We start from the raw sequence: 22674 nt of genomic DNA, 5'->3' as shown, positions 1-22674 counted from the left end.
CAAGGAGAACGGCCGTGTCCCACAGCACGGTGCCTCGGAGCACGGCCGAGGCCGACACGACGGCAAAGTCCCCGGTGGCGTCGGACGACACCATCGGATCCGGTGGGAAACCACCTTCGGGGAAGCTGAGTCTGCGGCACAGGTTCAGACGCGACCGCGTCCTGCTCCTGATGACCCTGCCGGCCGTCGCCCTGGTCCTGCTCTTCAACTACGTGCCGATCCTCGGCAATGTGGTCGCCTTCCAGGACTACGACCCCTACATCAGCGACAACGGCGCCGTGTCCATCCTGCACAGCCCCTGGGTGGGCGTGGAGAACTTCCAGCGGATCTTCGAGGACTCCGCCTTCTGGCAGGCCGTCCGGAACACCCTGGTCCTGTTCTTCCTCCAACTCGTGCTGTTCTTCCCGATCCCGGTCCTGCTCGCGCTGCTCATCAACAGCGTGGTCAGGCCCCGGGTGCGGGCGGTCGCACAGGCCGTGCTCTACCTGCCGCACTTCTTCTCGTGGGTGCTGGTGATCGCGGTCTTCCAGCAACTCCTCGGCGGCGCCGGGCTGTTGTCGCAGTTGCTGCGGGACCACGGGTACGACGGGCTCGACATCATGACCGACCCGAACACCTTCAAGTTCCTGGTCACCGCGCAGGCGGTGTGGAAGGACGCCGGCTGGGGGATCATCGTCTTCCTCGCCGCGCTCGCCGCGGTCAGCCCCGATCTGTACGAGGCCGCCGCGATGGACGGCGCGAGCCGCTGGCGCCGCATGTGGCATGTCACGCTGCCCGCGCTGCGCCCGGTGATCGCACTGCTGCTGGTGCTGCGCGTCGGCGACGCCCTGACCGTCGGCTTCGAACAGATCCTGCTCCAACGGGACGCCGTGGGACCGGGCGCCGCGGAAGTCCTCGACACCTTCGTGTGGTGGAACGGCGTCCGTAACCAGGACTTCGGGTACGCGGCCGCCGCCGGACTCGTCAAGGGCGTCATCAGCATCGGACTCGTCCTGGCCGCGAACAAGGTGGCCCATCTGATGGGCGAGCAGGGGGTGTACAAGAAGTGACCACGGTCATCGAGAAGCCGCCGGTACGGCGCCGCTGGGCCGCCCCGCCGCGGCCGGTCTGGGAGGAGGCGCCGACCAGGGCCGGCCTCGCGAGCAAGGCGGTCGTCCTCGGTCTGGCCTGCCTCGCCATCCTGTTCCCGCTCTGGATCGTCATCGTCACCAGCCTGTCCACGCGCGAGACCATCGACGAGGCCGGGGGCCTGGTGATGGTGCCGAAGGACATCACCTTCATCGCCTACGAGGAACTGCTCAGCGGCGGGCAGGTGACGCGCGCGACGATCGTCAGCGTGCTCGTGACCCTTGTCGGTACGGGGTTCTCGATGACGGTGTCCGTGCTGTGCGCGTACGGGCTCTCGCGCAGCGGGTCGCTCGGGCACCGGTGGATCCTGATGACGCTGCTGGCGACGATGTTCTTCAGTGCCGGTCTGATCCCGACGTATCTGCTGGTGCAGACGCTCGGGCTGACGGACAGCTATCTCGCACTGATCCTGCCGAGCGCGATCAGTGTCTTCAACATCCTTGTGCTGCGCGGGTTCTTCATGGGGATCTCGCAGGAGCTGACCGACAGTGCGCGGATCGACGGGGCGGGGGATTTCCGGATCCTCTGGCAGATCATCCTTCCCCTGTCCCGGGCCGTCGTCGCGGTGATCACGCTGTTCTACGCGGTCGGGTACTGGAGTGCGTGGTTCAACGCCTCGCTGTATCTCAACGACCAGGACATGATGCCGCTCCAGAACGTGATGATTCAGCTGGTGCAGAAGCAGGAGGCGCCGGTGGGTCTGGGGCAGGCGATCAAGACGGGGCAACTGTCGGGGCTGGCTGTGCAGATGGCGGTCATGGTGATGGCGTTGCTTCCGGTGGCTGTTCTTTCGCCCTTCGTACAGAGGCATTTCAAGAAGGGGATGCTGACGGGGGCGGTGAAGGGCTGAGTGCCGTCACTTCCTTCTCCCAGAGCGAGGTACGCGTTGTGATCCAGTACGGGGAGCAGATGTGAAGCCGACCCTCGCCGATGCCACCCGCGGCCGCATCCTCTTCGGCGGCGACTACAACCCCGAGCAGTGGCCCGAGGAGACCTGGCACGAGGACGTCCGGCTGATGAAGGCCGCCGGGGTCAACTCCGTCACCCTCGGCGTGTTCTCCTGGGCGAAGCTCGAACCCGTGCCCGGCGCAAGGGAGTTCGCCTGGCTCGACCGGCTCATGGACCTGATGCACGGCAACGGCATCGGCGTCGTCCTCGCCACCCCCACCGCCTCACCCCCGCCCTGGCTCGGCCGCCTCCACCCCGACACCCTCCCCGTCGACCAGGACGGCCGCACCGAATGGTGGGGCGGCCGCCAGCACTTCTCGCACTCCAGCACCACCTACCGCCGCCACGCCGCCGCCATCACCGAGGACCTCGCCGCCCGCTACGCGAACCACCCCGCCCTCACGATGTGGCACATCAACAACGAGTACTGCACCTACGACTGGAGCAACCAGGCCGCCGCCCGCTTCCGCACCTGGCTCCAGCGCAGGTACGGCACCCTCGACGCCCTCAACACCGCCTGGGGCACCGCCTTCTGGAGCCAGGGCTACGGCGACTGGGCCGAGGTCCACACCCCGCGCCACGCCCACTACCTGCGCAACCCCGCCCAGGTGCTCGACTTCAAGCGGTTCACCTCCGACATGCTCCTGGAGTGCTATCTCGCCGAGCGCGACATCGTCCGCCGGCACACCCCCCACCCCCCGGTCACCACCAACTTCATGCCGCTGTGGGCCGGTCAGGACGCCTGGCGCTGGGCCGAGGAGGAGGACGTCGTCTCGGTCGACCTCTACCCCGACCCCCGCGATCCGCTCGGCGCCCAACACGCCGCCCTCGTCCAGGACATGACCCGCTCCCAGGCCCGCGGCCCCTGGATGCTGATGGAGCAGGCGGCGGGCCCGGTGAACTGGCGGGGCGTCAACCACCCCAAGCCACGGGGCCTCAACCGGCTCTGGTCGCTCCAAGCGGTGGCCCGGGGCGCCGACGCCGTCTGCTACTTCCAGTGGCGCCAGTCCCGCCAGGGCGCCGAGAAGTTCCACTCCGGGATGGTCAGCCACGCGGGGGAGCAGGGACGTACGTACCAGGAGATCCAGCGGATCGGCGCCGAACTCGCCGGCATCGGCCCCGAGGTGGCGGGCACGCACACCGCCAACGACCTTGCGATCCTGCACGACTGGCACTCCTGGTGGGCCGGAGCGCACGAAGGGCGGCTGTCCACCGAGGTCGATCATCCGCAGGTCCTCACCGCCTGGCACCGAGCCCTGTGGGAGTCCCACCTCACCGCCGACTTCGCCCACCCCGAGCACGGCCTGACCGCGTACAAGCTGGTCGTCGTCCCGCAGTTGTACGCCCTCACCGATTCCGCGATCGACAACCTCCTCGCCTACGTCCACCAGGGTGGCACCCTCGTCTCCGGCTTCCTCACCGGCGTCGCCGACGAGGACGACCGGGTGCGCCCCGGCGGCATGGACGCCCGGCTGCGGGAGCTGTTCGGGATCCGCACGCTGCACGAGTGGTGGCCGCTGGAGGAGAGGGAGCGCGTGGAGTGCGAGGGGTTCCGCGGCACGCTCTGGTCGGAGGAGATCGAGCGGGTCGCCGACGGCGCCGAGACCGTGGCCGCCTACAAGGGCGGTGAACTCGACGGCCTGCCGGCTGTATTGAGATCCGGCCGCGCCTGGTACGTCTCCACGCTTCCCGAGCCGTCCGATCTGCGCGAGCTGCTCAGCCGTATCGCCGCGCAGGCCGGTGTCCGCCCGGTGCTCGACGGGCTGCCCCCGCAGGTCGAGGCCGTCCGCCGCGGCGAGGCTCTCTTCCTGCTCAACCACGCCCGCGAGCCGGTCACCGTCCCCGTCCCCGGCACCCACCGCGACCTGCTGACCGGCGCGACCGTCGCCGACGAGATCACCCTCGGCCGCTACGGAGCGGCGGTGCTGAAGCCATGAGCGATGCCCGAGCCCGAACCGACACCCCCGTCCACGGCACCTGGGAACCCGCCCCCGCCGCCCGCTGGGAGGACGCCTTCCTCAGCGGCAACGGCCACCACGGCGCCCTTGTGTTCGGAGATCCGAACGGCGATCGCGTCATCGTCACCCAGCACACCCTCGTCCGCCCGAACGGCAGCGAAACCGCCCGCCCTCCCGAGCTGGCCGCCCAACTCCCCGGCCTCCAGGACCGTTTGCTCGCGGGCGACACCACCGCCGCCGAGGACTTCACCGACGGCCGCCCCATGCAATGGGTACAGCCCTTCCACCCCGCCTTCCAGATACGGCTGCGCAGATCGCCCGGCGAGGGCCACGACGGCTACCTGCGCTCCGTCGACTTCACCACCGGGGAGACGACAGCCGTATCGGTGGGCTGGAGCAGCCGGGTCTTCGTCTCCCGCGCCGACGAAGTGATCGTCCAACGGGTCACCACCAAGGGCTCGCGCCTCGACATCGCCCTCGACCACCGCCTCCCCGGCGCCCCCGACGGCCTCGGCGTCGGCCAGGGCGCCCTGCTCACCCCCGAGGGCGCCCTGCTGAGCCTGCGTGCCCGCTACCCGGAGAGCGACCGCGCCTACACCGGAGTCACCCTCGCCGTCGTCACCGGCGGCACCCCGTCCCTCGTACCGCCCGGCCTGCGCGTCGAAGGCGCCGCCTCGGTCCTGCTGCTCACCCGCGTCCACCGGCACACCGGCGAGATCGACGCGATCGAGGAGGGCCGCGCCCTCAGCGCCCTGCTCACCGAAGCCGAAGCCGAAGCCGAAGCCGGTGCCGAAGCCGATGCCGAAACCGGCACCGAGCACCACTACGACACCCTCCTCGCCCGCCACCTACCCCTGCACCGCACCGCCTACGAACGAGTCACCCTCGACCTCGCCGCCGCCCCGGAAGAACGCGCCCTCCCCGGCTCCGAACTCCTCAAGGAGACCCGAAGCCCGGCCCTTCTGGAACGCCTCTTCGCAGCCGGCCGCTACCACCTGCTCTCCAGCAGCGGCCTCCTCCCGCCCCGCCTGGTCGGCCTGTGGACCGGCGACTGGAACACGGCCTGGTCCGGCGCCTTCACCACCGACGCCAACCTCAACCTCCAGATCGCGTCGGCCGCAGCGGCCGCGCTCCCGGAGGTCACCGAGGCCCACGCCGGCCTGATCCACGGCCAGTCGGAGCACTGGCGCGACAACGCCCGCGCGATCTTCGGCACCCGTGGAGTGGTCGCCCCCGCCCACACCGACGGCGAGTCCGGGCACGTCTACCACTTCAGCCGCGAATACCCGCTCCACCTGTGGACCGCGGGCGCCGACTGGCTGCTCGGCCCACTCGTCGAGCACGACGAGACACACGGCACCCACGATCCACGCACCGCCGCCCTGCTCGCCGAAGTCGCCCAGTTCTACGAGGACTTCCTCACCCGCACCGACGACACAGGACACCTGATCGTCGTCCCCTCCTACTCACCCGAGAACCGCCCCGCGAACGCAGGCTGGGGCACCGTCAACGCGGCCATGGACCTCTCGGCGGCCAGACACGCACTGCTCACGGCAGCCAGGTACCACCCGGAGCACGCCGCCCGCTGGCGAGCCCTCGCCAAGAGACTCCCCCCGCACCGGATCAACGACGAAGGCGCCCTCGCCGAATGGGCCCGCCCGGGGCTGGCCGACACCTACGACCACCGCCACCTCAGCCACCTCTACGCCGTCTGGCCCCTCGACGAGATCAACCCCTACGACACCCCCGCCCTCGCCCGAGCCGCCCACCGCGCCCTCGAACTCCGCGGCGCCGAGAACGACTCCGCGCACGGCCACCTCCACCACGCCCTGGTCGCCGCCCGCCTGCGCGACGGCGAACGCGTCGCCCATGCCCTCGGCCAGGTCCTGGACGGAGACTTCTTCCACGCCTCCCTGATGAGCGCCCACTACCCGAACCGCGACGTCTACAACGCGGACGCCGCCCACACCCTGCCCGCGGTGCTGATCGAGTCGCTCGTCCAGTCCACCCCCGGCCGACTGGTCCTGCTCCCCGCGCAACCGCGGGCGTACCCGCAGGGTCGACTGCGCGGAATCCGCACCCGGTTCGGCGCCGAGATCGACCTCACCTGGACCCCCGACACGGTGACCGCACGGATCCGCCCCACCCGGACCGTCCGTGTCGAGCTCAGGACTTCCACCGGCGCGCGACCGCTCGACCTCGTCGCCGGAGAAGACCACGTCCTCACCCAGGGGACGTGGTAACTCCCGTTCCTGCGCACCTCGGACTCGAAGCCGTGCGGCCGGTCCCTCCCCCACGGGGACCGGCCGCACACGTCATTCGGCGATCTCGGCGATCGGCAGCCGCGCCCCGTCCCGCAGGAACAGCGGGATACGGTCCAGCGGCGCGTCGACCGTCACGCAGGCGCCGCCCTCGTACGTCCGCCCGGTCCACGCGTCGGTCCAGCGCGCGCCCGCCGGGAGATACGTCGTCCGGGCCGTGGCGCCCGCCGTCAGCACCGGTGCCACCAGTAGGTCCCGGCCGAGCAGATAGGCGTCGTCGACCCCCCAGCAGCCGTGGTCCTCCGGGAACTCCAGGAACAGCGGCCGCATCACCGGCAGCCCCTCCTCGTGCGCCTCGCGCATCACGTCCAGGACGTACGGCCGCAGCCGCTCGCGCAGTCCCAGATACCGCTCCAGGATCGTCCCGGCCTCCTCGCCGTACGACCAGACCTCGTTGGGGCCGCCGGTCATGTCAGGGCCCAGCGGCATCCCGGGGTCGCGGAAGCCGTGCAGCCGCATCAGCGGGGACACCGCCCCGAACTGGAACCAGCGGACCATGACCTCGCGGTACGCCGGGTCCTCCGGGTCGCCGCCGTGGAAGCCGCCGATGTCGGTGTTCCACCAAGGGATGCCGGACAGCGCGGTGTTGAGGCCGGCCGCGATCTGGCGGCGCAGGGTCGGGAAGTCGGTGCCGATGTCACCGGACCACAGGGCGGCGCCGTAACGCTGACTGCCCGCCCACGCCGAGCGGTTGAGGGTCACCACCTCGGTCTCGCCGGAGGCGTGCAGGCCCTCGTGGAACGTGCGGGAGTTCTCCAGCGGGTAGAGGTTGCCGACCTCCAGGCCGGGGCCCGCCCAGTAACGCAGGTTCTCCGGGAAGCCGGGCTTCAGCTCCGGCTCGCAGGCGTCCAGCCAGAAGGCCGTGATGCCGTACGGGATCAGGTAGTTGTCGCGGATCCTCGACCACACGAACTCCCGTGCCTCCGGGTTCGTGGCGTCGTAGAAGGCCACCTGCACGGTGGAGGCGACCTCCTTGTCCGGCCAGTCGGCGTGGGCCATCGGGCCGTACTGGGTGCCGATGAACCAGCCACGCTGTTCCATCACCGGGTGGTTCTCGGACAGCGGGGACACCGACGGCCAGACGCTCACGACCAACTTGACGCCCAGCTCGTCCAGTTCACGGACCATCGCCGCCGGGTCGGGCCACTCCTTCGGGTCGAACTTCCACTCGCCGAGATGCGTCCAGTGGAAGAAGTCGCAGACGATCGCGGACAGCGGGAGCCCGCGGCGCTTGTACTCCCTTGCCACGGCGAGGAGTTCGTCCTGGGTGCGGTAGCGCAGCTTGCACTGCCAGAACCCGGCGGCCCACTCGGGCAGCATCGGCGTACGGCCGGTCACCGCGCTGTAGCGGCGCTGGCCGTCGGCCGGGTCGCCCGCGGTGATCCAGTAGTCGATCTGGCGGGCCGAGTCCGCCACCCAGCGCGTGCCGTTGTGCGCCAGCTCCACCCGGCCGATCGCCGGGTTGTTCCACAGCAGGGTGTAGCCGCGGCTGGAGACCAGCACCGGGATGCCGACCTCGGCGTTGCGCTGGACCAGGTCCAGGACCAGGCCCTTCTGGTCGAGCCGGCCGTGCTGGTGCTGGCCGAGGCCGTACAGCCTCTCGTCGTCGTAGGCGGCGAAGCGCTGCTCCAGACGGTGGTGGCCGTTGCCGACCGCCGTGTACAGCCGCGGTCCCGGCCACCAGAAGTGGGCGCGCTCCTCGGCGAGCAGTTCCTCGCCGTCCGCCGTGCGCAGGAAGCGGATCAGGCCCTCGGCGTCGATGTCGACGGTGAGCGCGCCGACGGTCAACTGCCCCCGTCCGTCCTCGATCTTGACGGTGGAGGAGGTCGGCGGGGCGTCGTCGAGCAGCGCGCCCGGCAGCCCCTCCAGCACCGGCCCGCCGAGCCGGGCCCGCACCCGCGCCCCGTCGGGACCCCACGGTTCCACCCGTACGGTCTCCTGGCGGCCGCTCCACTCCAGCGCGCCGTCCCGCTCACGGAACGTGCCGACCGTGGGGGAGGACTGAGCCAGGCTGACCTTCGCTTGATTTTCGGCAGGCTGATTCACGAGGCGAACTCCTGAACGATGGCAGGGGGAAGCCGCCCCCCGCAGGGGCCGCTCGGGGGACGTACGGGTCAGGAAGCGGCCGGTCCCGAGCTCGCCCGGACCGTCAGTTCGGGGGCGAGGAGCACGACCTCGTCCGCGCCGCGTCCGTCCAGCTTCGCGACGAGGTGCTCCACGGCCTGCCGGCCCATCTCCTGGGCCGGGATGGAGACGGAGGTCAGCCGCACCGACGCCTGGGTCGCGACCTGGTCGGGGCAGATCGCGACCACCGACACGTCCTCCGGCACCGCCCGGCCCTGCTGGCGCAGCAGGGCGAGCAGCGGCTCCACGGCCGACTCGTTCTGCACCACGAACCCCGTGGTGCCGGGGCGTTCGTCCAAGACCCGGGCGAGGGTGACGGCCATCGCGTCGTAGCCGCCCTCGCACGGCCGGTGCAGCAGCCGTACGCCCGACTCCTGGGCGCCGGAGCGCAGTCCGTCGAGGGTGCGCTCGGCGAAGCCGGTGTGCCGTTCATAGACCGCGGGGGCCTCGCCGATGACAGCGATGTCGCGGTGCCCGAGCCCCGCCAGATGCTGCACGCACAGTGCGCCGGTCGCCCGGAAGTCGAGATCGACGCAGGTCAGCCCGGAGGTGTCGGAGGGCAGCCCGATCAGCACGGCCGGCTGTCCGGCGGCCCGCAGCAACGGCAGCCGCTCGTCGTCGAGTTCGACGTCCATCAGGATCATCGCGTCCGCGAGCCCGCTGCCGGAGACCCGGCGCACCGCGTCCGGACCCTCCTCGCCGGTGAGCAGCAGGACATCGTAGCCATGGGTGCGCGCGGTGGTGGCCACCGCGATGGCGATCTCCATCATCACCGGCACGTACATGTCGGTGCGCAGCGGGATCATCAGCGCGATGATGTTCGACCTGCTGCTGGCCAGCGCCCGCGCACCCGCGTTCGGGTGGTAGCCCAGCTCGCGGATGCTCTGCTCGACCCGGTGCCGGGTGGTCGCGGAGATGGACCGCTTGCCGCTGAGGACATAGCTCACCGTGCTCGCCGAGACTCCGGCGTGCTGGGCGACCTCGGCGAGGGTGACCATCCAGCTCTCCAAGCTTTGTGAAGCGCTTCGACAGTGCGCACAATGAATAGGGGCGGGTGAGGGTGGTTCGACAGTAGCTCTACCGGGAGTGGGTGTCCATAGGTTGTCGAAGCGCTTCGACACCAAATTCGGCGGCTACGGCAACCCCCGCGCCGTCGGAGGCCACTGAGGGGCCTACACGCACCGTCCCCCGGGAGGAACCCCCGATGCAACACCGTAGGACCAGCGAGGTCTTCAAGGGCACCGGACGCCTTGACACCCAGAGGTATTCCGTCGACATCGGCTGAACGGCCGCACGCGGGGTGGCCACCTCGCCGCGAATCGGGTACATACGATCGAGTAGCACCGGTCAGTAACTCTCGGTCCGCAAGATCCGGCAGAGATCCCCTATTCGCGGCGAGGTGAGCCTCATGTCCGCACCAACGTCCAAGCCCACAGTGACTGAGCGTGAGGCCCGCCAAGTGGCGGAGGCGGCCCGCGAACAGGACTGGCGCAAGCCCAGCTTCGCCAAGGAACTCTTCCTCGGCCGCTTCCGTCTCGACCTCATCCACCCCCACCCCATGCCGACCGACGAGGCCACCCAGCGCGGCGAGGAGTTCCTCGCCAAGCTGCGCGACTTCGTCGAGACGAAGGTCGACGGCGCCCTGATCGAACGCGAGGCCCGCATCCCCGACGAGGTCATGACCGGCCTCAAGGAGATCGGCGCCCTCGGCATGAAGATCGAGACCAAGTACGGCGGCCTCGGCCTCACCCAGGTGTACTACAACAAGGCCCTCACCCTGGCCGGGTCCGCCTCGCCCGCGATCGGCGTGCTGCTCTCCGCCCACCAGTCGATCGGTGTGCCCCAGCCGCTGAAGTTGTTCGGCACCGCGGAGCAGAAGGAGCGGTTCCTGCCGCGCTGCGCCCGCACCGACATCTCCGCCTTCCTGCTCACCGAGCCGGACGTCGGCTCCGACCCGGCGCGGCTCGCCGCCTCTGCCGTACCGGACGGGGACGACTACGTCCTCGACGGGGTGAAACTGTGGACCACGAACGGCGTGGTCGCCGACCTCCTCGTCGTGATGGCCCGGGTGCGGAAGTCCGAGGGCCACAAGGGCGGCATCACGGCCTTCGTGGTGGAGACCAACTCGCCCGGCATCACCGTGGAGAACCGCAACGCCTTCATGGGCCTGCGCGGCATCGAGAACGGCGTCACCCGCTTCCACCAGGTCCGGGTGCCGGCCGCGAACCGCATCGGCCCGGAAGGCGCGGGCCTGAAGATCGCCCTGACCACTCTCAACACCGGACGCCTCTCCCTGCCCGCGTCCTGCGTCGCGGCCGGGAAGTGGTGCCTGAAGATCGCGCGCGAGTGGTCGGCGGCGCGCGAGCAGTGGGGCAAGCCGCTCGCCCACCACGAAGCGGTCGGCGCGAAGATCTCCTTCATCGCGGCCACCACCTTCGCCCTGGAGGCCGTCACCGACCTCGCCTCGCAGATGGCCGACGAGGACCGCAACGACATCCGGATCGAAGGCGCGCTGGCCAAGCTGTACGCCTCCGAGATGGGCTGGCTGATGGCCGACGAACTCGTCCAGATCCGCGGCGGACGCGGATTCGAGACGGCCGAGTCGCTCCGGGCCCGCGGCGAGCGCGCGGTACCCGCCGAACAGATCCTGCGCGATCTGCGCATCAACCGGATCTTCGAGGGCTCCACGGAGATCATGCATCTGCTCATCGCCCGCGAGGCCGTCGACGCCCACCTCTCGGTCGCCGGCGACCTCATCGACCCAGACAAGTCCCTCCAGGACAAGGCGAAGGCGGGCGCGAACGCGGGCGTCTTCTACGCCAAGTGGCTGCCCAAACTGGTCGCCGGCCAAGGCCAACTGCCGTACTCCTTCGGCACGTTCAAACACGATGTCGACCTCTCCCCGCACCTGCGCTACATCGAACGCACCTCCCGCAAACTCGCCCGGTCCACCTTCTACGCCATGTCCCGCTGGCAGGGCCGGATGGAGACCAAGCAGGGCTTCCTCAGCCGGATCGTCGACATCGGCGCGGAACTCTTCGCGATGAGCGCGGCCTGCGTACGCGCCGAGCACCTGCGCACCCAGGGCGAGCACGGCCGCGAGGCCTACCAGCTCGCGGATGCCTTCTGCCGCCAGTCCCGCCTGCGCGTCGAGGAACTCTTCGGCCGCCTGTGGACCAACACCGACGAACTCGACCGCAAGGTCGTCAAGGGCGTGATGTCCGGCACCTACGAGTGGCTGGAGGACGGCATCGTCGACCCCTCGGGCGAGGGCCCCTGGATCGCCGACGCCACCCCCGGCCCGAGCGAACGGGAGAACGTCCACCGCCCGATCCGCTGACCGGCCACCGACAGGGCGTTCCCCCTCGACCCCCGTGAGGGGGACCGCCCTTACGTCCACGACACCCATTGCGGCAACAATGGGGGGATGAGCGACTCTCCAGCCCCCTCAGGGCGCGGGCCGGAAGCCCCGTCTGCCCCGCGACGCCATGCACGCACTCTCGGCGCACCGGGCGCTGACCCAAGTACGTCCAGTACGAGGGTCAACGCCCGGCACGCCGAGAGCACGCACCTGACGCCGCAGGGCCCGCTTTCCGGGCGGACGACGGGGCTTCCGGCCCGCGCCCTGGCGGACCCGCACCTGGTGTACGACCCCGTCGCGGGAGACGGCCCGAAGGACGTGGTGATCCTCGGCTCGACCGGGTCGATCGGCACCCAGGCCATCGACCTCGTCCTGCGCAACCCCGACCGTTTCCGGGTCACCGCCCTCTCCGCGAACGGCGGCCGCGTCGCCCTCCTCGCCGAGCAGGCGCGCCGACTGCGGGTGCGCACGGTCGCGGTCGCCCGCGAGGACGTCGTACCGGCGCTGCGCGAAGCCCTCAGCGAGCAGTACGGCGACGGCGAGCCGCTCCCCGAGATCCTCGCCGGGCCCGAGGCGGCAACCCAGGTTGCTGCCTCCGACTGCCACACCGTCCTGAACGGCATCACCGGCTCCATCGGCCTCGCCCCGACCCTCGCCGCCCTGGAGGCGGGCCGCACCCTCGCGCTCGCCAACAAGGAGTCGCTCATCGTGGGCGGCCCGCTGGTCAAGGCGCTGGCCAAGCCCGGCCAGATCATCCCGGTCGACTCCGAGCACGCCGCCCTGTTCCAGGCCCTGGCCGCGGGCACCCGCGCGGACGTGCGCAAGCTCGTCGTCACCGCGTCCGGCGGCCCGTTCCGCGGCCGTACGAAGGCCGAGCTCGCGAATGTGACGGTCGAGGACGCCCTCGCCCACCCCACCTGGGCCATGGGACCGGTCATCACCATCAACTCCGCGACCCTCGTCAACAAGGGCCTGGAAGTCATCGAGGCACACCTCCTCTACGACATTCCCTTCGACCGCATTGAGGTCGTCGTGCATCCCCAGTCGTATGTTCACTCGATGGTCGAGTTCACCGACGGATCCACGATCGCCCAGGCGACGCCCCCCGACATGCGCGGGCCGATCGCCATCGGTCTGGGCTGGCCCGAGCGCGTCCCGGACGCGGCACCCGCCTTCGACTGGAGCAAGGCGTCGACGTGGGAGTTCTTCCCGCTCGACAACGAGGCGTTCCCCTCGGTGAACCTCGCCCGGCACGTGGGCGAGCTCGCGGGGACGGCCCCGGCGGTGTTCAATGCCGCCAACGAGGAGTGCGTGGAGGCCTTCCGGTCCGGCGCGCTGCCGTTCAACGGGATCGTGGAGACCGTGACACGGGTGGTCCAGGAGCACGGCACCCCGGTCACGGGAACCTCACTCACCGTCGCGGACGTCCTCGAAGCGGAGACCTGGGCGCGCACCCGGGCCCGGGAACTGACGGCACAGACGGCGGAGGCCCGTGCATGACGACCCTGATGTTCATCCTCGGCATAGTGGTCTTCGCCGTCGGGCTGCTGTTCTCGATCGCGTGGCACGAGCTGGGGCACCTGTCCACCGCCAAGCTCTTCGGCATCCGCGTGCCGCAGTACATGGTCGGCTTCGGCCCGACCATCTGGTCGCGCAAGAAGGGCGAGACGGAGTACGGCATCAAGGCCGTCCCCTTCGGGGGCTACATCCGCATGATCGGCATGTTCCCGCCCGGCCCCGACGGCCGCCTGGAGGCCCGCTCCACCTCCCCCTGGCGCGGCATGATCGAGGACGCCCGAGAGGCCGCGTTCGAAGAACTCAAGCCCGGTGACGACACCCGCCTCTTCTACACGCGCAAGCCGTGGAAGCGGGTCATCGTGATGTTCGCGGGCCCGTTCATGAACCTGGTCCTCGCCATCGGCCTGTTCCTCACCGTGCTGATGGGCTTCGGCATCTCCCAGCAGACGACCAGCGTCAGCTCGGTCTCCAAGTGCGTCATCGCCCAGAGCGAGAACCGCGACGACTGCAAGAAGTCCGACCCGGCCTCCCCGGCCGCCGCAGCGGGCCTGAAGGCCGGCGACAAGATCGTCTCTTTCGACGGCGTCCGCACCGACGACTGGAACAAGCTCTCCGACCTGATCCGCGCCAACCCCGGCAAGCAGGTGCCGATCGTCGTCGAGCGAGGGGGCCAGGAGGTCACCCTCACGGCGAAGATCGCCACCAACCAGGTCGCCAAGAAGGACTCCAGCGGCCAGATCGTCGAGGGCGAGTACGTCACCGCGGGCTTCCTCGGCTTCAGCGCCGCCACCGGCATCGTCAAGCAGGACTTCGGCGACTCGGTGACCTGGATGGGCGACCGCGTCGGCGACGCCGTCGACTCCCTCGCGGCCCTGCCCGGCAAGATCCCGGCCCTGTGGGACGCGACCTTCGGCGACGGCGAGCGGGAGGCCGACTCCCCGATGGGCGTGGTCGGCGCGGCCAGGGTGGGCGGCGAGATCTTCACCCTCGACATCCCCGCCTCCCAGCAACTGGCCATGGCGGTGATGCTGGTAGCGGGCTTCAACCTCTCCCTGTTCCTCTTCAACATGCTCCCCCTCCTGCCGCTCGACGGCGGCCACATCGCGGGCGCCCTGTGGGAGTCCCTGCGCCGCAACGTCGCCAAGGTGCTGCGCCGCCCGGACCCGGGCCCGTTCGACGTGGCGAAGCTGATGCCGGTGGCCTACGTGGTGGCCGGGATCTTCGTCTGCTTCACCCTCCTCGTCCTGATCGCGGACGTGGTTAACCCGGTGAGAATCTCCTAGCCATACGGGGTTCGCGGCGGCCGGGAACCATGGGGTTCCCGGCCGTCCACCATTGGGTGGGTTTGCCGGTGGGATGTGCTCGTACGATCGCCGGTGCCGTAATCTCGAAGCCTGGAGCCCGCCGCTGACGGGACCGGACCTTGATCCACGACTTGGGGTTGCACAGCAGATGACTGCGATTTCTCTCGGCATGCCGTCCGTTCCGACCAAGCTCGCCGAGCGCCGCCAGAGCCGGCAGATCCAGGTCGGATCCGTGGCGGTCGGCGGGGACGCGCCGGTCTCGGTCCAGTCGATGACCACGACCCGCACGTCGGACATCGGCGCGACGCTCCAGCAGATCGCGGAACTGACGGCCTCCGGCTGCCAGATCGTACGGGTGGCCTGTCCCACCCAGGACGACGCGGATGCCCTGTCGACGATCGCCCGCAAGTCCCAGATCCCGGTGATCGCGGACATCCACTTCCAGCCGAAGTACGTCTTCGCGGCGATCGAGGCGGGCTGCGCCGCCGTACGCGTCAACCCCGGGAACATCAAGCAGTTCGACGACAAGGTCAAGGAGATCGCCAAGGCGGCGAAGGACCACGGCACGCCGATCCGCATCGGCGTGAACGCGGGCTCGTTGGACCGGCGCCTGCTCCAGAAGTACGGCAAGGCGACGCCGGAGGCCCTGGTCGAGTCCGCCCTCTGGGAGGCCTCCCTCTTCGAGGAGCACGACTTCCGGGACATCAAGATCTCGGTGAAGCACAACGACCCGGTCGTCATGATCGAGGCGTACAAGCAGCTCGCCGCGCAGTGCGACTACCCGCTGCACCTCGGCGTGACGGAGGCGGGCCCGGCGTTCCAGGGCACGATCAAGAGCGCGGTGGCGTTCGGCGCGCTGCTCTCCCAGGGCATCGGCGACACGATCCGAGTGTCCCTGTCCGCGCCCCCCGCGGAGGAGGTCAAGGTAGGCCTCCAGATCCTGGAGTCGCTGAACCTGAAGCAGCGCGGCCTGGAGATCGTCTCCTGCCCGTCCTGCGGCCGCGCCCAGGTCGACGTCTACAAGCTGGCCGAGGAGGTCACCGCGGGCCTGACCGGCATGGAGGTCCCCCTCCGCGTCGCCGTCATGGGCTGCGTCGTCAACGGCCCCGGCGAGGCGCGCGAGGCCGACCTCGGCGTCGCCTCCGGCAACGGCAAGGGCCAGATCTTCGTCAAGGGCGAGGTCATCAAGACGGTCCCGGAATCCAAGATCGTGGAAACCCTCATCGAGGAGGCCATGAAGCTGGCCGAACAGATGGAGGCAGCCGGCACGGAGTCGGGCGAGCCGTCGGTATCGGTAGCAGGCTGACCCACCCGCTCTTCCGGCCCGTCCGGTGTTCGAGGACGAGGTTGAAGCCGTCCCTAGCCCCCACCCACCCGCTTTTCATCCCGTCCGGCGTTTGAGGACGAGGCCCGTTCAGGGCCGACAGCGGGGGTCTGGGGGCGCAGCCCCCAGGGATGGGACGGGTAGGGGCGGCGGGGGCGAACCAACCCACACCGCACCCGGCGCAGCTCAGCTTCCGCAGGTACAGTGCGGAGATCAGCCCCCTGACCCGTGAGGCCCGCCCGTGTTGACGCAGACCACAACCCGGGTCCTCGAACCGAGCGACCTGGACGCGGCGCTCGCCGTCCTGGACCACGAGCCCGTCGCGAACGCCTTCGTGACGTCCCGCGTCCAGGTCGCCGGCCTCGACCCCTGGCGCCTCGGCGGCGAAATGTGGGGCTGGTACGAGGACGGCATGCTGACGTCCCTCTGCTACGCCGGCGCCAACCTCGTCCCCATCTGCGCCACCCCCCGAGCCGTCCGCGCCTTCGCCGACCGCGCCCGAAGGGCAGGCCGCCGCTGCTCCTCGATCGTCGGCCCCGCCGAATCCACCGCCCAGCTCTGGCGCCTGCTCGAACCCAGCTGGGGTCCGGCCCGGGACGTCCGCGCCCACCAGCCGCTGATGGTCACCGACCGCATGCCCGCCACCATCACCCCCGACCCGTACGTCCGCCGCATCCGCAAGGACGAGATGGACACGATCATGCCGGCGTGCGTGGCGATGTTCACCGAGGAGGTCGGCGTCTCCCCGATGGCAGGCGACGGCGGCCTCCTGTACCAGGCAAGAGTCGCCGAACTGGTCGGCTCGGGCCGCTCGTTCGCCCGCCTCGACGAACACGGCAAGGTCGTCTTCAAGGCGGAGATCGGCGCCGCGACCGACCGCGCCTGCCAGATCCAGGGCGTCTGGGTGGCCCCGGAGTACCGGGGCAAGGGCCTCGCCGCCCCCGCCATGGCCGCCGTACTGCGCTACGCCCTCGCGGACGTGGCCCCCGTGGTGAGCCTCTACGTCAACGACTTCAACACCGCGGCCAGAAGGACGTACCGCAGAGTCGGCTTCGAAGAGGTGGGCGCCTTCATGAGCATCCTGTTCTGAGGGCCCGGCACCCGCGCCCCGCTGTACCCTCCCGGCATGGACCTCGTGATCGGCCCCCTGGACCTGTCAGCCCACGTGGACGAGGCATTGGCCGTCCAGGCCGTCGCCTTCGGGCTCGGCCCCGACGAGGTCGCCGTACGCCGTCAGATCGTCCTGCGCCACATGACCTACCCCGGCGCCCGAGCCCTAGGCGCCACCGTCGCGGAGCGACTCGTCGGGTTCGTGTACGGCATGCCCAACGACCGCGCCCACTGGTGGTCCACCGTCGTGGAGCCCTACCTCCGCGCCCAGGGCAACGACCTCTGGCTCGACGACTCCTTCGTCATCACCGAGCTGCACGTCCACCCGGCGTACCAGAACCGCGGCGTCGGCAGAGCCCTGATCACCACGATCACCGACGGCGCCCCCGAACCCCGCTCGATCCTCTCCGCGATCGACACCGACAGCCCGGCCCGCGGCCTCTACCGCTCCCTCGGCTACCAGGACCTCGCCCGCCAGGTCCTCTTCCCCAGCGCCCCCAAGCCGTACGCGGTGATGGGCGCCCCTCTCCCACTGCGCCGCCGCTAACCGATTTCCGCCGCCCCGCACCCCCCGGCTAACCTCCTGCCATCACCTTCACGCAGCAGGAGTACGACACCCATGGCGAACGCACCGGTCCAGCGCATGTCCAAGTTGATGGCGAAGACGCTGCGCGATGACCCGGCGGACGCCGAGGTCCTCAGCCACAAGCTCCTCGTCCGCGCCGGCTACGTCCGCCGCACCGCGGCCGGGATCTGGTCCTGGCTGCCCCTCGGCAAGCGGGTCCTCGCCAACGTCGAGCGCATCGTCCGCGAGGAGATGGACGCCATCGGCGCCCAGGAAGTGCTGCTCCCCGCCCTGCTGCCGCGTGAGCCGTACGACGCGACGGGCCGCTGGGACGAGTACGGCGCCGAGCTGTTCCGCCTCAAGGACCGCAAGGGCGGCGACTACCTCCTCGGCCCGACCCACGAGGAGATCTTCACCCTGCTGGTGAAGGACCAGGCGTCCTCCTACAAGGACCTGCCGGTCATCCTCTACCAGATCCAGCACAAGTACCGCGACGAGGCCCGCCCGCGGGCCGGCATCCTGCGCGGCCGTGAGTTCCTGATGAAGGACTCCTACTCCTTCGACACCGAGGACGAGGGTCTCGCCCAGTCCTACGCCCTGCACCGCCAGGCCTACCAGCGGGTCTTCGAGCGCCTCGGCCTCGACTACCGCATCTGCGCCGCCACCGCGGGCGCGATGGGCGGCTCGAAGTCGGAGGAGTTCCTGGCCCCGGCCGAGGCGGGCGAGGACACCTTCGCCGACTGCCCGAACTGCGAGTTCGCGGCCAACACCGAGGCGATCACGTACGAGCTGAAGCCGGTGGACGCCGAAGGCGTGCCCGCGCTGGAGGAGATCCCGACCCCGGACACCCCGACCATCGAGACCCTCGCCGCCCACCTCGGCGTCGAGGCCTCCGCCACCCTCAAGAACCTCCTCGTGAAGGTCGACGGCGAGATCGTCGCCGTCGGCGTCCCCGGCGACCGCGAGGTCGACATGGACAAGGTCGAGGCGCACTTCGCCCCGGCCGTCGTCGAGATGGTCACCGAGGCGGACTTCGCGGAGAACCGGGACCTGGTGCGCGGCTACGTCGGTCCGCAGGGCCTGGGCGAGAAGGTCAAGTACCTCGCCGACCCGCGCGTGGCCCCCGGCACCTCCTGGATCACCGGCGCCAACAAGGAGGGCATGCACGCGAAGAACGTCGTCGCGGGCCGTGACTTCGAGGTGGACGAGTACGTCGACGTGGTGGTCGTCCAGGACGGCGACCCCTGCCCGAACTGCGGCACCGGCCTCAAGCTGGACCGCGCCATCGAGATCGGCCACATCTTCCAGCTCGGCCGCAAGTACGCCGACGCCCTCAAGCTCGACGTCCTCGGCCAGAACGGCAAGCCGGTCCGCGTGACCATGGGCTCCTACGGCATCGGCGTCTCCCGCGCGGTCGCTGCGCTCGCCGAGCAGACCGCTGACGACAAGGGCCTGTGCTGGCCCGCCGAGGTCGCCCCGGCCGACGTGCATGTCGTCGCCGCGGGCAAGGCGCTCCAGACCGAACTCGCCCTCGACGTCTCCGAGAAGCTCGCCGCGAAGGGCCTGCGGGTCCTGTGCGACGACCGCGCCGGGGTCTCCCCGGGCGTGAAGTTCACCGACTCCGAGCTGATCGGCGTCCCGCAGATCCTGGTCGCCGGGCGGCGCGCGGGGGAGGGCGTGGTCGAGCTGAAGGACCGCCGCACCGGTGAGCGCGAGGAGCTGACGGTCGAGGAGGCCATCGCGCGGCTGACCGCGTAGCCGGTTCGCCTTCGGTTCAAGGCCGTTCCCGCCCCCCCCGCGGGAACGGTCTTGCCGTGTCGAGGCCTCAGCTGGCCTCTGCGGCCAGGGCGTAGGGGAGCAGCTGGTCCGGCAGCTCCACCGGCATACCGCAGAAGCAGCGCAGCGGTCCGCCCAGGGAGGCGGGAGCGCCGAGGTCGATCATCAGGATGTCCCGCACTTCGCGAAGCACTTCGCTTACCGGTGCGTCTCTGGCGACGCGGATGCCGACTTCATCAGGGTCCCAGACGGCGAGACCAGGCAGGCCGTCCGTCAGGAAAATGTGGATACACACAACAGTCTCCCCAGGATGCACTACGGCATGAGTGATCCGCTCCGGGAGGTCAGCGGCTGACCGATGATACCGGCGGCTTTGGGTTTTGTGGGGTGTTTCGTCATATTCCCTGGACGGGCACCGCTGGGTTCACACGATGCGGCTGACCTGGAGCATGGCCTCCGCGTCCTTGAGGAGCGCGCGCTGGCGTGCCTCGGGCAATTGCCGGTAGAGCTTCAGGAGTCGGGCCTCGCGCTCGTCCTCGCTCGGCCCCGGCACCGGCCGGCCGGCCGCCTCGAAGAACTCCTTCGGTGTAGTGCGTACGCCCCAGCGCCGGAAGGCCGCGACCATGGCCCGCAGCTTCTCCGGTTCGATGCGTGAGGTGCCCCGGGTGCGGTTCACCCAGGCGTTCAGGGTCGGGTAGGAGATACCGGCCTCCACCGCCAATTCCTTCTGGGTCCTGCCCGGGGCCTGCGCCAGCAGACGGGTGAGCAGCGCTGCCAGGTCCTCGTCCCGGCGCGGGGGATGGTGGCCCGGTTCTGGGTCTCCCGGGCGGCTCTGCGGGGGGTTCGTCACACATACGAGGATCGGCCATCTATATCTACAAGCGCAAGCAGATCGCAGATCGGCGATGAAGTGCTCCGGGGGTACACGGAGGCGTGGGCCGCCTCAAGTCTTACTCTCTGTAGGCATCTTGACACTGTATGCGTCTACGAGAAGACTGTAGATGGCTCTGGATGAGGGTCGTGGCTCCTGGGGTGGGTCGTTGATGTCCGCTCCAGGAATCTACATCTACATGAGTATCGAAGATATTTGATTCGAGAGGACTCGATCGTGCCCCTACCGCACACCGTCACCACCGCCCCGGAGGCCCCGGACGATCCGGAACCCGAACTGATCGCCCGGGCCCGCGGCGGGGACCGGGAGGCGTTCGCCGCCCTCTACTACGAGCACTACCGCCTCGTGTACGGCTTCCTGCTCGTCCGCACGCGCAACAGACACCTGGCGGAGGACCTGACCCAGGAGGCGTTCACCCGCGCGCTGCGGCGTATCGACGCCTACACCTGGCAGGGCACGGCCTTCGCGGCCTGGCTGACCACCATCGCCAAGAACCTCTACCTCGACGAACTCGGTCGTGGCCGCACCCGCTTGGAGACCCCGGTCGCGGAGTTCGACGACCCGCAGGTGTCCCGGAACGGCGCGGAGTCCTTGGTCCTGCGCGAACTGGAAGCAGTCGAAGCCCATGAGACCGTCCTCAGCGCCCTGCACACCCTGAGCGCTCCCCAACGGCACTGCGTGCAACTGCGCTTCCTCGACGAACTCACGCCGGAGGAAACGGCCCTGGCGATGGGCCGGAGTGTGGGCGCGGTCAAGACAATGACCTACCGCGCATTACGGAAACTGCGCTGGACGACCGAGGAGGTATCCGCATGAACAGCAACCTCCCGCACGTCGTGGGCGTGATCCGGGCGGTACTGGAGTCGGTCCGGCCCGAACAGGCGACCGCCGTCGCGCAGGCGCTCGACACGGCCCGTCTCCTGGTCGACCCGGAGCGCACCTTCGGTGCGGTGCTGCACCGCACGCCGACCGGCGGCTGGTCCCGGACCCGGAGCGCGGCCACCGATCTGGAGCGGCAGGCGCTGGCCTGGGACGCCGCCTGCGCACGGGCGCGGTCCGTCGCGCACTCCATCGAGCACCACCTGGCCCGGCACCAGGGGCCGTCCGGTGTCCGCGTGGACGGGGATCGGGTCCGCGTGCTGCTTCGGGTCGACGGACCCGCCCAATGGGCCGACTGGCGTGCGTACTTGGGCATCACGGTGGTCAGGGAGGGCGACCGCCCCCACACCGTCATCGGCGAGGGGGAGCGCGGTGGCGTCCGGGTGGCGGTGGTGGCCCGCGGCGCCGCGACGGAACACCGGCAGCCGCGCCCCTTCCGCCTCGACGGCGCCACATACGACCTGACGGTCCCTCAACGCGACGCCCACGGAGACACCTGGTACTTCCAGGGCTGCCGAAACCACGACGGCATGCCCCTGATGTCCATCGACGGCCGCCCCGAACGCTGCTCCCTGGCCAACGTCGCCGCCCATCTGGGGCCGCTGACACCGGTACCGCAGCACGAGGGCACGACTCCCGGACCCACACCCCGGCCCACCCCGCCAACAGTGACGGCACTACCACCCGCACCGCCACTGGCACCGGCATCCGCACCACGGTCGCTACCGCTGATGGCATCGACGTCCCTACCGCCGTTGGCACCGGGGTCCGTACTGCTGTCGGCACCGTTGATGGCACCGGCGTGCGGCTCGACCGGAGCAGTGACCGCACTACCGCCCGCACCGCCGACGCCACCGGCTTGCGGCCCGACCCGGCCGGTCGGATGAGCGGCGGTGGGCCGGGCCGGCCGACCCTGGCCGACGCGGCGGCGGACGGAGGATCGCGGGCCTGGGAATCGAGCGCCGCGTGCGGGCGGCGCGACGCGGACCTCTGGTTCACCCGGCGGTCCAAGGCCGCGGCCGTGGCGATCTGCGCGACCTGTCCCGTGCTCGAACCGTGCCGGGCCGCCGTGCTCCAACGAGAGAGCGGCCTGCCGAGGTGCGACCGCCAGGGCGTCGTCGCAGGCCTGACCGGCCCCCAGCGCCACGCCCTGGACCGCCGGACACAGCAGCCCGCGGCACAGCAGCCCGCGGCACAGCACCCGGCCAAGGGGTCCCCGGCACGGCAGGCCCTGGCAGAGCAGGCCCCGGTTCAGCGGTCCCCGGCTCAGCAGGCCAAGCCACCGCCCGTCGGCACTCGAGCCATGGCCGCAGACCAGGCCGCACCAACGCGAGCACAGCCTGCCGTCTGTGGCACCAGGTCTGCGTACCAGCGGCACCTGCGCCGTCGCGAGCCCGTTGACGAAGCATGCCGCGCCGCCAACGCCCTCAGCGCGAGCCGCTATCGCCGTACCGGTTCCACCCTCG

At 70.3% G+C, this 22674-nt stretch carries 17 protein-coding genes and 1 pseudogene; 14 read left to right on the top strand and 4 right to left on the bottom strand.

Features of this window, described 5'->3' with window-relative positions; translation table 11 throughout:
- The first annotated feature begins 14 nt into the window (after positions 1–14).
- The 4 genes from BN159_RS13375 to BN159_RS13360 all read left to right on the top strand — a co-directional run bounded on the left by BN159_RS13375 (position 15) and on the right by BN159_RS13360 (position 6277).
- Positions 15–1049, top strand: a complete 1035-nt coding sequence (locus tag BN159_RS13375; protein WP_015657516.1) for an ABC transporter permease — start codon at positions 15–17, stop codon at positions 1047–1049.
- Complete coding sequence (locus BN159_RS13370; protein ID WP_015657515.1) at positions 1046–1978, top strand: carbohydrate ABC transporter permease; 933 nt, start codon at positions 1046–1048, stop codon at positions 1976–1978. The genes BN159_RS13375 and BN159_RS13370 overlap by 4 nt, the downstream gene beginning before the upstream one ends.
- Positions 1979–2039: 61 nt before the next feature.
- Positions 2040–4013 (top strand): beta-galactosidase, encoded by a 1974-nt coding sequence (locus BN159_RS13365; protein WP_015657514.1) that lies wholly within the window; start codon positions 2040–2042, stop codon positions 4011–4013.
- A complete protein-coding gene (locus tag BN159_RS13360; RefSeq protein WP_015657513.1) occupies positions 4010–6277 on the top strand; it encodes a glycosyl hydrolase family 95 catalytic domain-containing protein in 2268 nt (755 codons plus the stop codon). Before BN159_RS13365 ends, BN159_RS13360 begins: the two co-directional genes overlap by 4 nt.
- A 72-nt stretch (positions 6278–6349) precedes the next feature.
- Here BN159_RS13360 and BN159_RS13355 read toward each other — a convergent pair whose 3' ends face one another.
- Both BN159_RS13355 and BN159_RS13350 read right to left on the bottom strand, forming a co-directional pair.
- Positions 6350–8401, bottom strand: coding sequence for a glycoside hydrolase family 31 protein (locus BN159_RS13355; RefSeq protein ID WP_015657512.1), 2052 nt, complete (start codon positions 8399–8401; stop codon positions 6350–6352).
- Between the two features lie 68 nt (positions 8402–8469).
- Positions 8470–9477, bottom strand: coding sequence for a LacI family DNA-binding transcriptional regulator (locus BN159_RS13350; protein WP_015657511.1), 1008 nt, complete (start codon positions 9475–9477; stop codon positions 8470–8472).
- 410 nt (positions 9478–9887) lie between these two features.
- Here BN159_RS13350 and BN159_RS13345 point away from each other — a divergent pair, with 410 nt between their 5' ends.
- The 7 genes from BN159_RS13345 (at position 9888) to BN159_RS13315 (ending at position 19419) form a co-directional block, all read left to right on the top strand.
- Entirely contained in the window at positions 9888–11819 is a 1932-nt protein-coding gene (locus tag BN159_RS13345; RefSeq protein WP_015657510.1) for an acyl-CoA dehydrogenase family protein, read from the top strand.
- Positions 11820–12104: 285 nt separating this feature from the next.
- Positions 12105–13340, top strand: a complete 1236-nt coding sequence (dxr, locus tag BN159_RS13340) for a 1-deoxy-D-xylulose-5-phosphate reductoisomerase (protein WP_041821326.1) — start codon at positions 12105–12107, stop codon at positions 13338–13340.
- Between the two features lie 8 nt (positions 13341–13348).
- Positions 13349–14641: a M50 family metallopeptidase gene (locus BN159_RS13335; protein ID WP_086016519.1), complete on the top strand. Its 1293-nt coding sequence runs from the start codon at positions 13349–13351 to the stop codon at positions 14639–14641.
- 169 nt (positions 14642–14810) lie between these two features.
- Positions 14811–15968 (top strand): flavodoxin-dependent (E)-4-hydroxy-3-methylbut-2-enyl-diphosphate synthase, encoded by a 1158-nt coding sequence (ispG, locus tag BN159_RS13330; protein ID WP_015657507.1) that lies wholly within the window; start codon positions 14811–14813, stop codon positions 15966–15968.
- Between the two features lie 259 nt (positions 15969–16227).
- Positions 16228–17076 carry a GNAT family N-acetyltransferase gene (locus tag BN159_RS13325; RefSeq protein ID WP_015657506.1) on the top strand — a complete coding sequence of 283 codons (849 nt, stop codon included), beginning with the start codon at positions 16228–16230 and terminating at the stop codon, positions 17074–17076.
- Positions 17077–17112: 36 nt separating this feature from the next.
- The gene (locus BN159_RS13320; RefSeq protein ID WP_015657505.1) at positions 17113–17643 is read left to right on the top strand and encodes a GNAT family N-acetyltransferase; all 531 of its coding nucleotides are present in this window, start codon (positions 17113–17115) and stop codon (positions 17641–17643) included.
- 72 nt (positions 17644–17715) lie between these two features.
- Entirely contained in the window at positions 17716–19419 is a 1704-nt protein-coding gene (locus BN159_RS13315; RefSeq protein ID WP_015657504.1) for a proline--tRNA ligase, read from the top strand.
- Between the two features lie 67 nt (positions 19420–19486).
- Here BN159_RS13315 and BN159_RS47045 read toward each other — a convergent pair whose 3' ends face one another.
- On the bottom strand, positions 19487–19630 hold the full coding sequence (locus BN159_RS47045; RefSeq protein WP_231905613.1) for a hypothetical protein: 144 nt from the start codon (positions 19628–19630) through the stop codon (positions 19487–19489).
- Positions 19631–19861: 231 nt separating this feature from the next.
- Positions 19862–20287 (bottom strand): helix-turn-helix domain-containing protein, encoded by a 426-nt coding sequence (locus BN159_RS13305; RefSeq protein WP_015657502.1) that lies wholly within the window; start codon positions 20285–20287, stop codon positions 19862–19864.
- A 258-nt stretch (positions 20288–20545) separates the two neighbouring features.
- Between BN159_RS13305 and BN159_RS13300 the strand changes: the two genes are divergently transcribed.
- The 3 genes and pseudogenes from BN159_RS13300 to BN159_RS47740 all read left to right on the top strand — a co-directional run.
- Positions 20546–21145: an RNA polymerase sigma factor gene (locus BN159_RS13300; protein WP_015657501.1), complete on the top strand. Its 600-nt coding sequence runs from the start codon at positions 20546–20548 to the stop codon at positions 21143–21145.
- The gene (locus BN159_RS13295; protein WP_015657500.1) at positions 21142–22095 is read left to right on the top strand and encodes a BN159_2729 family protein; all 954 of its coding nucleotides are present in this window, start codon (positions 21142–21144) and stop codon (positions 22093–22095) included. The genes BN159_RS13300 and BN159_RS13295 overlap by 4 nt, the downstream gene beginning before the upstream one ends.
- Positions 22092–22349: pseudogene (locus tag BN159_RS47740) on the top strand (WhiB family transcriptional regulator); the annotation flags it as partial. The gene BN159_RS13295 and the pseudogene BN159_RS47740, both read left to right, overlap by 4 nt.
- Positions 22350–22674: the final 325 nt, after the last annotated feature.

It is taken from the genome of Streptomyces davaonensis JCM 4913, assembly GCF_000349325.1.
GTDB classification, from domain to species: domain Bacteria; phylum Actinomycetota; class Actinomycetes; order Streptomycetales; family Streptomycetaceae; genus Streptomyces; species Streptomyces davaonensis.
The sequence above is the reverse complement of the archived record's forward strand: the minus strand, read 5'-3'. Positions and strand labels throughout refer to the sequence as shown.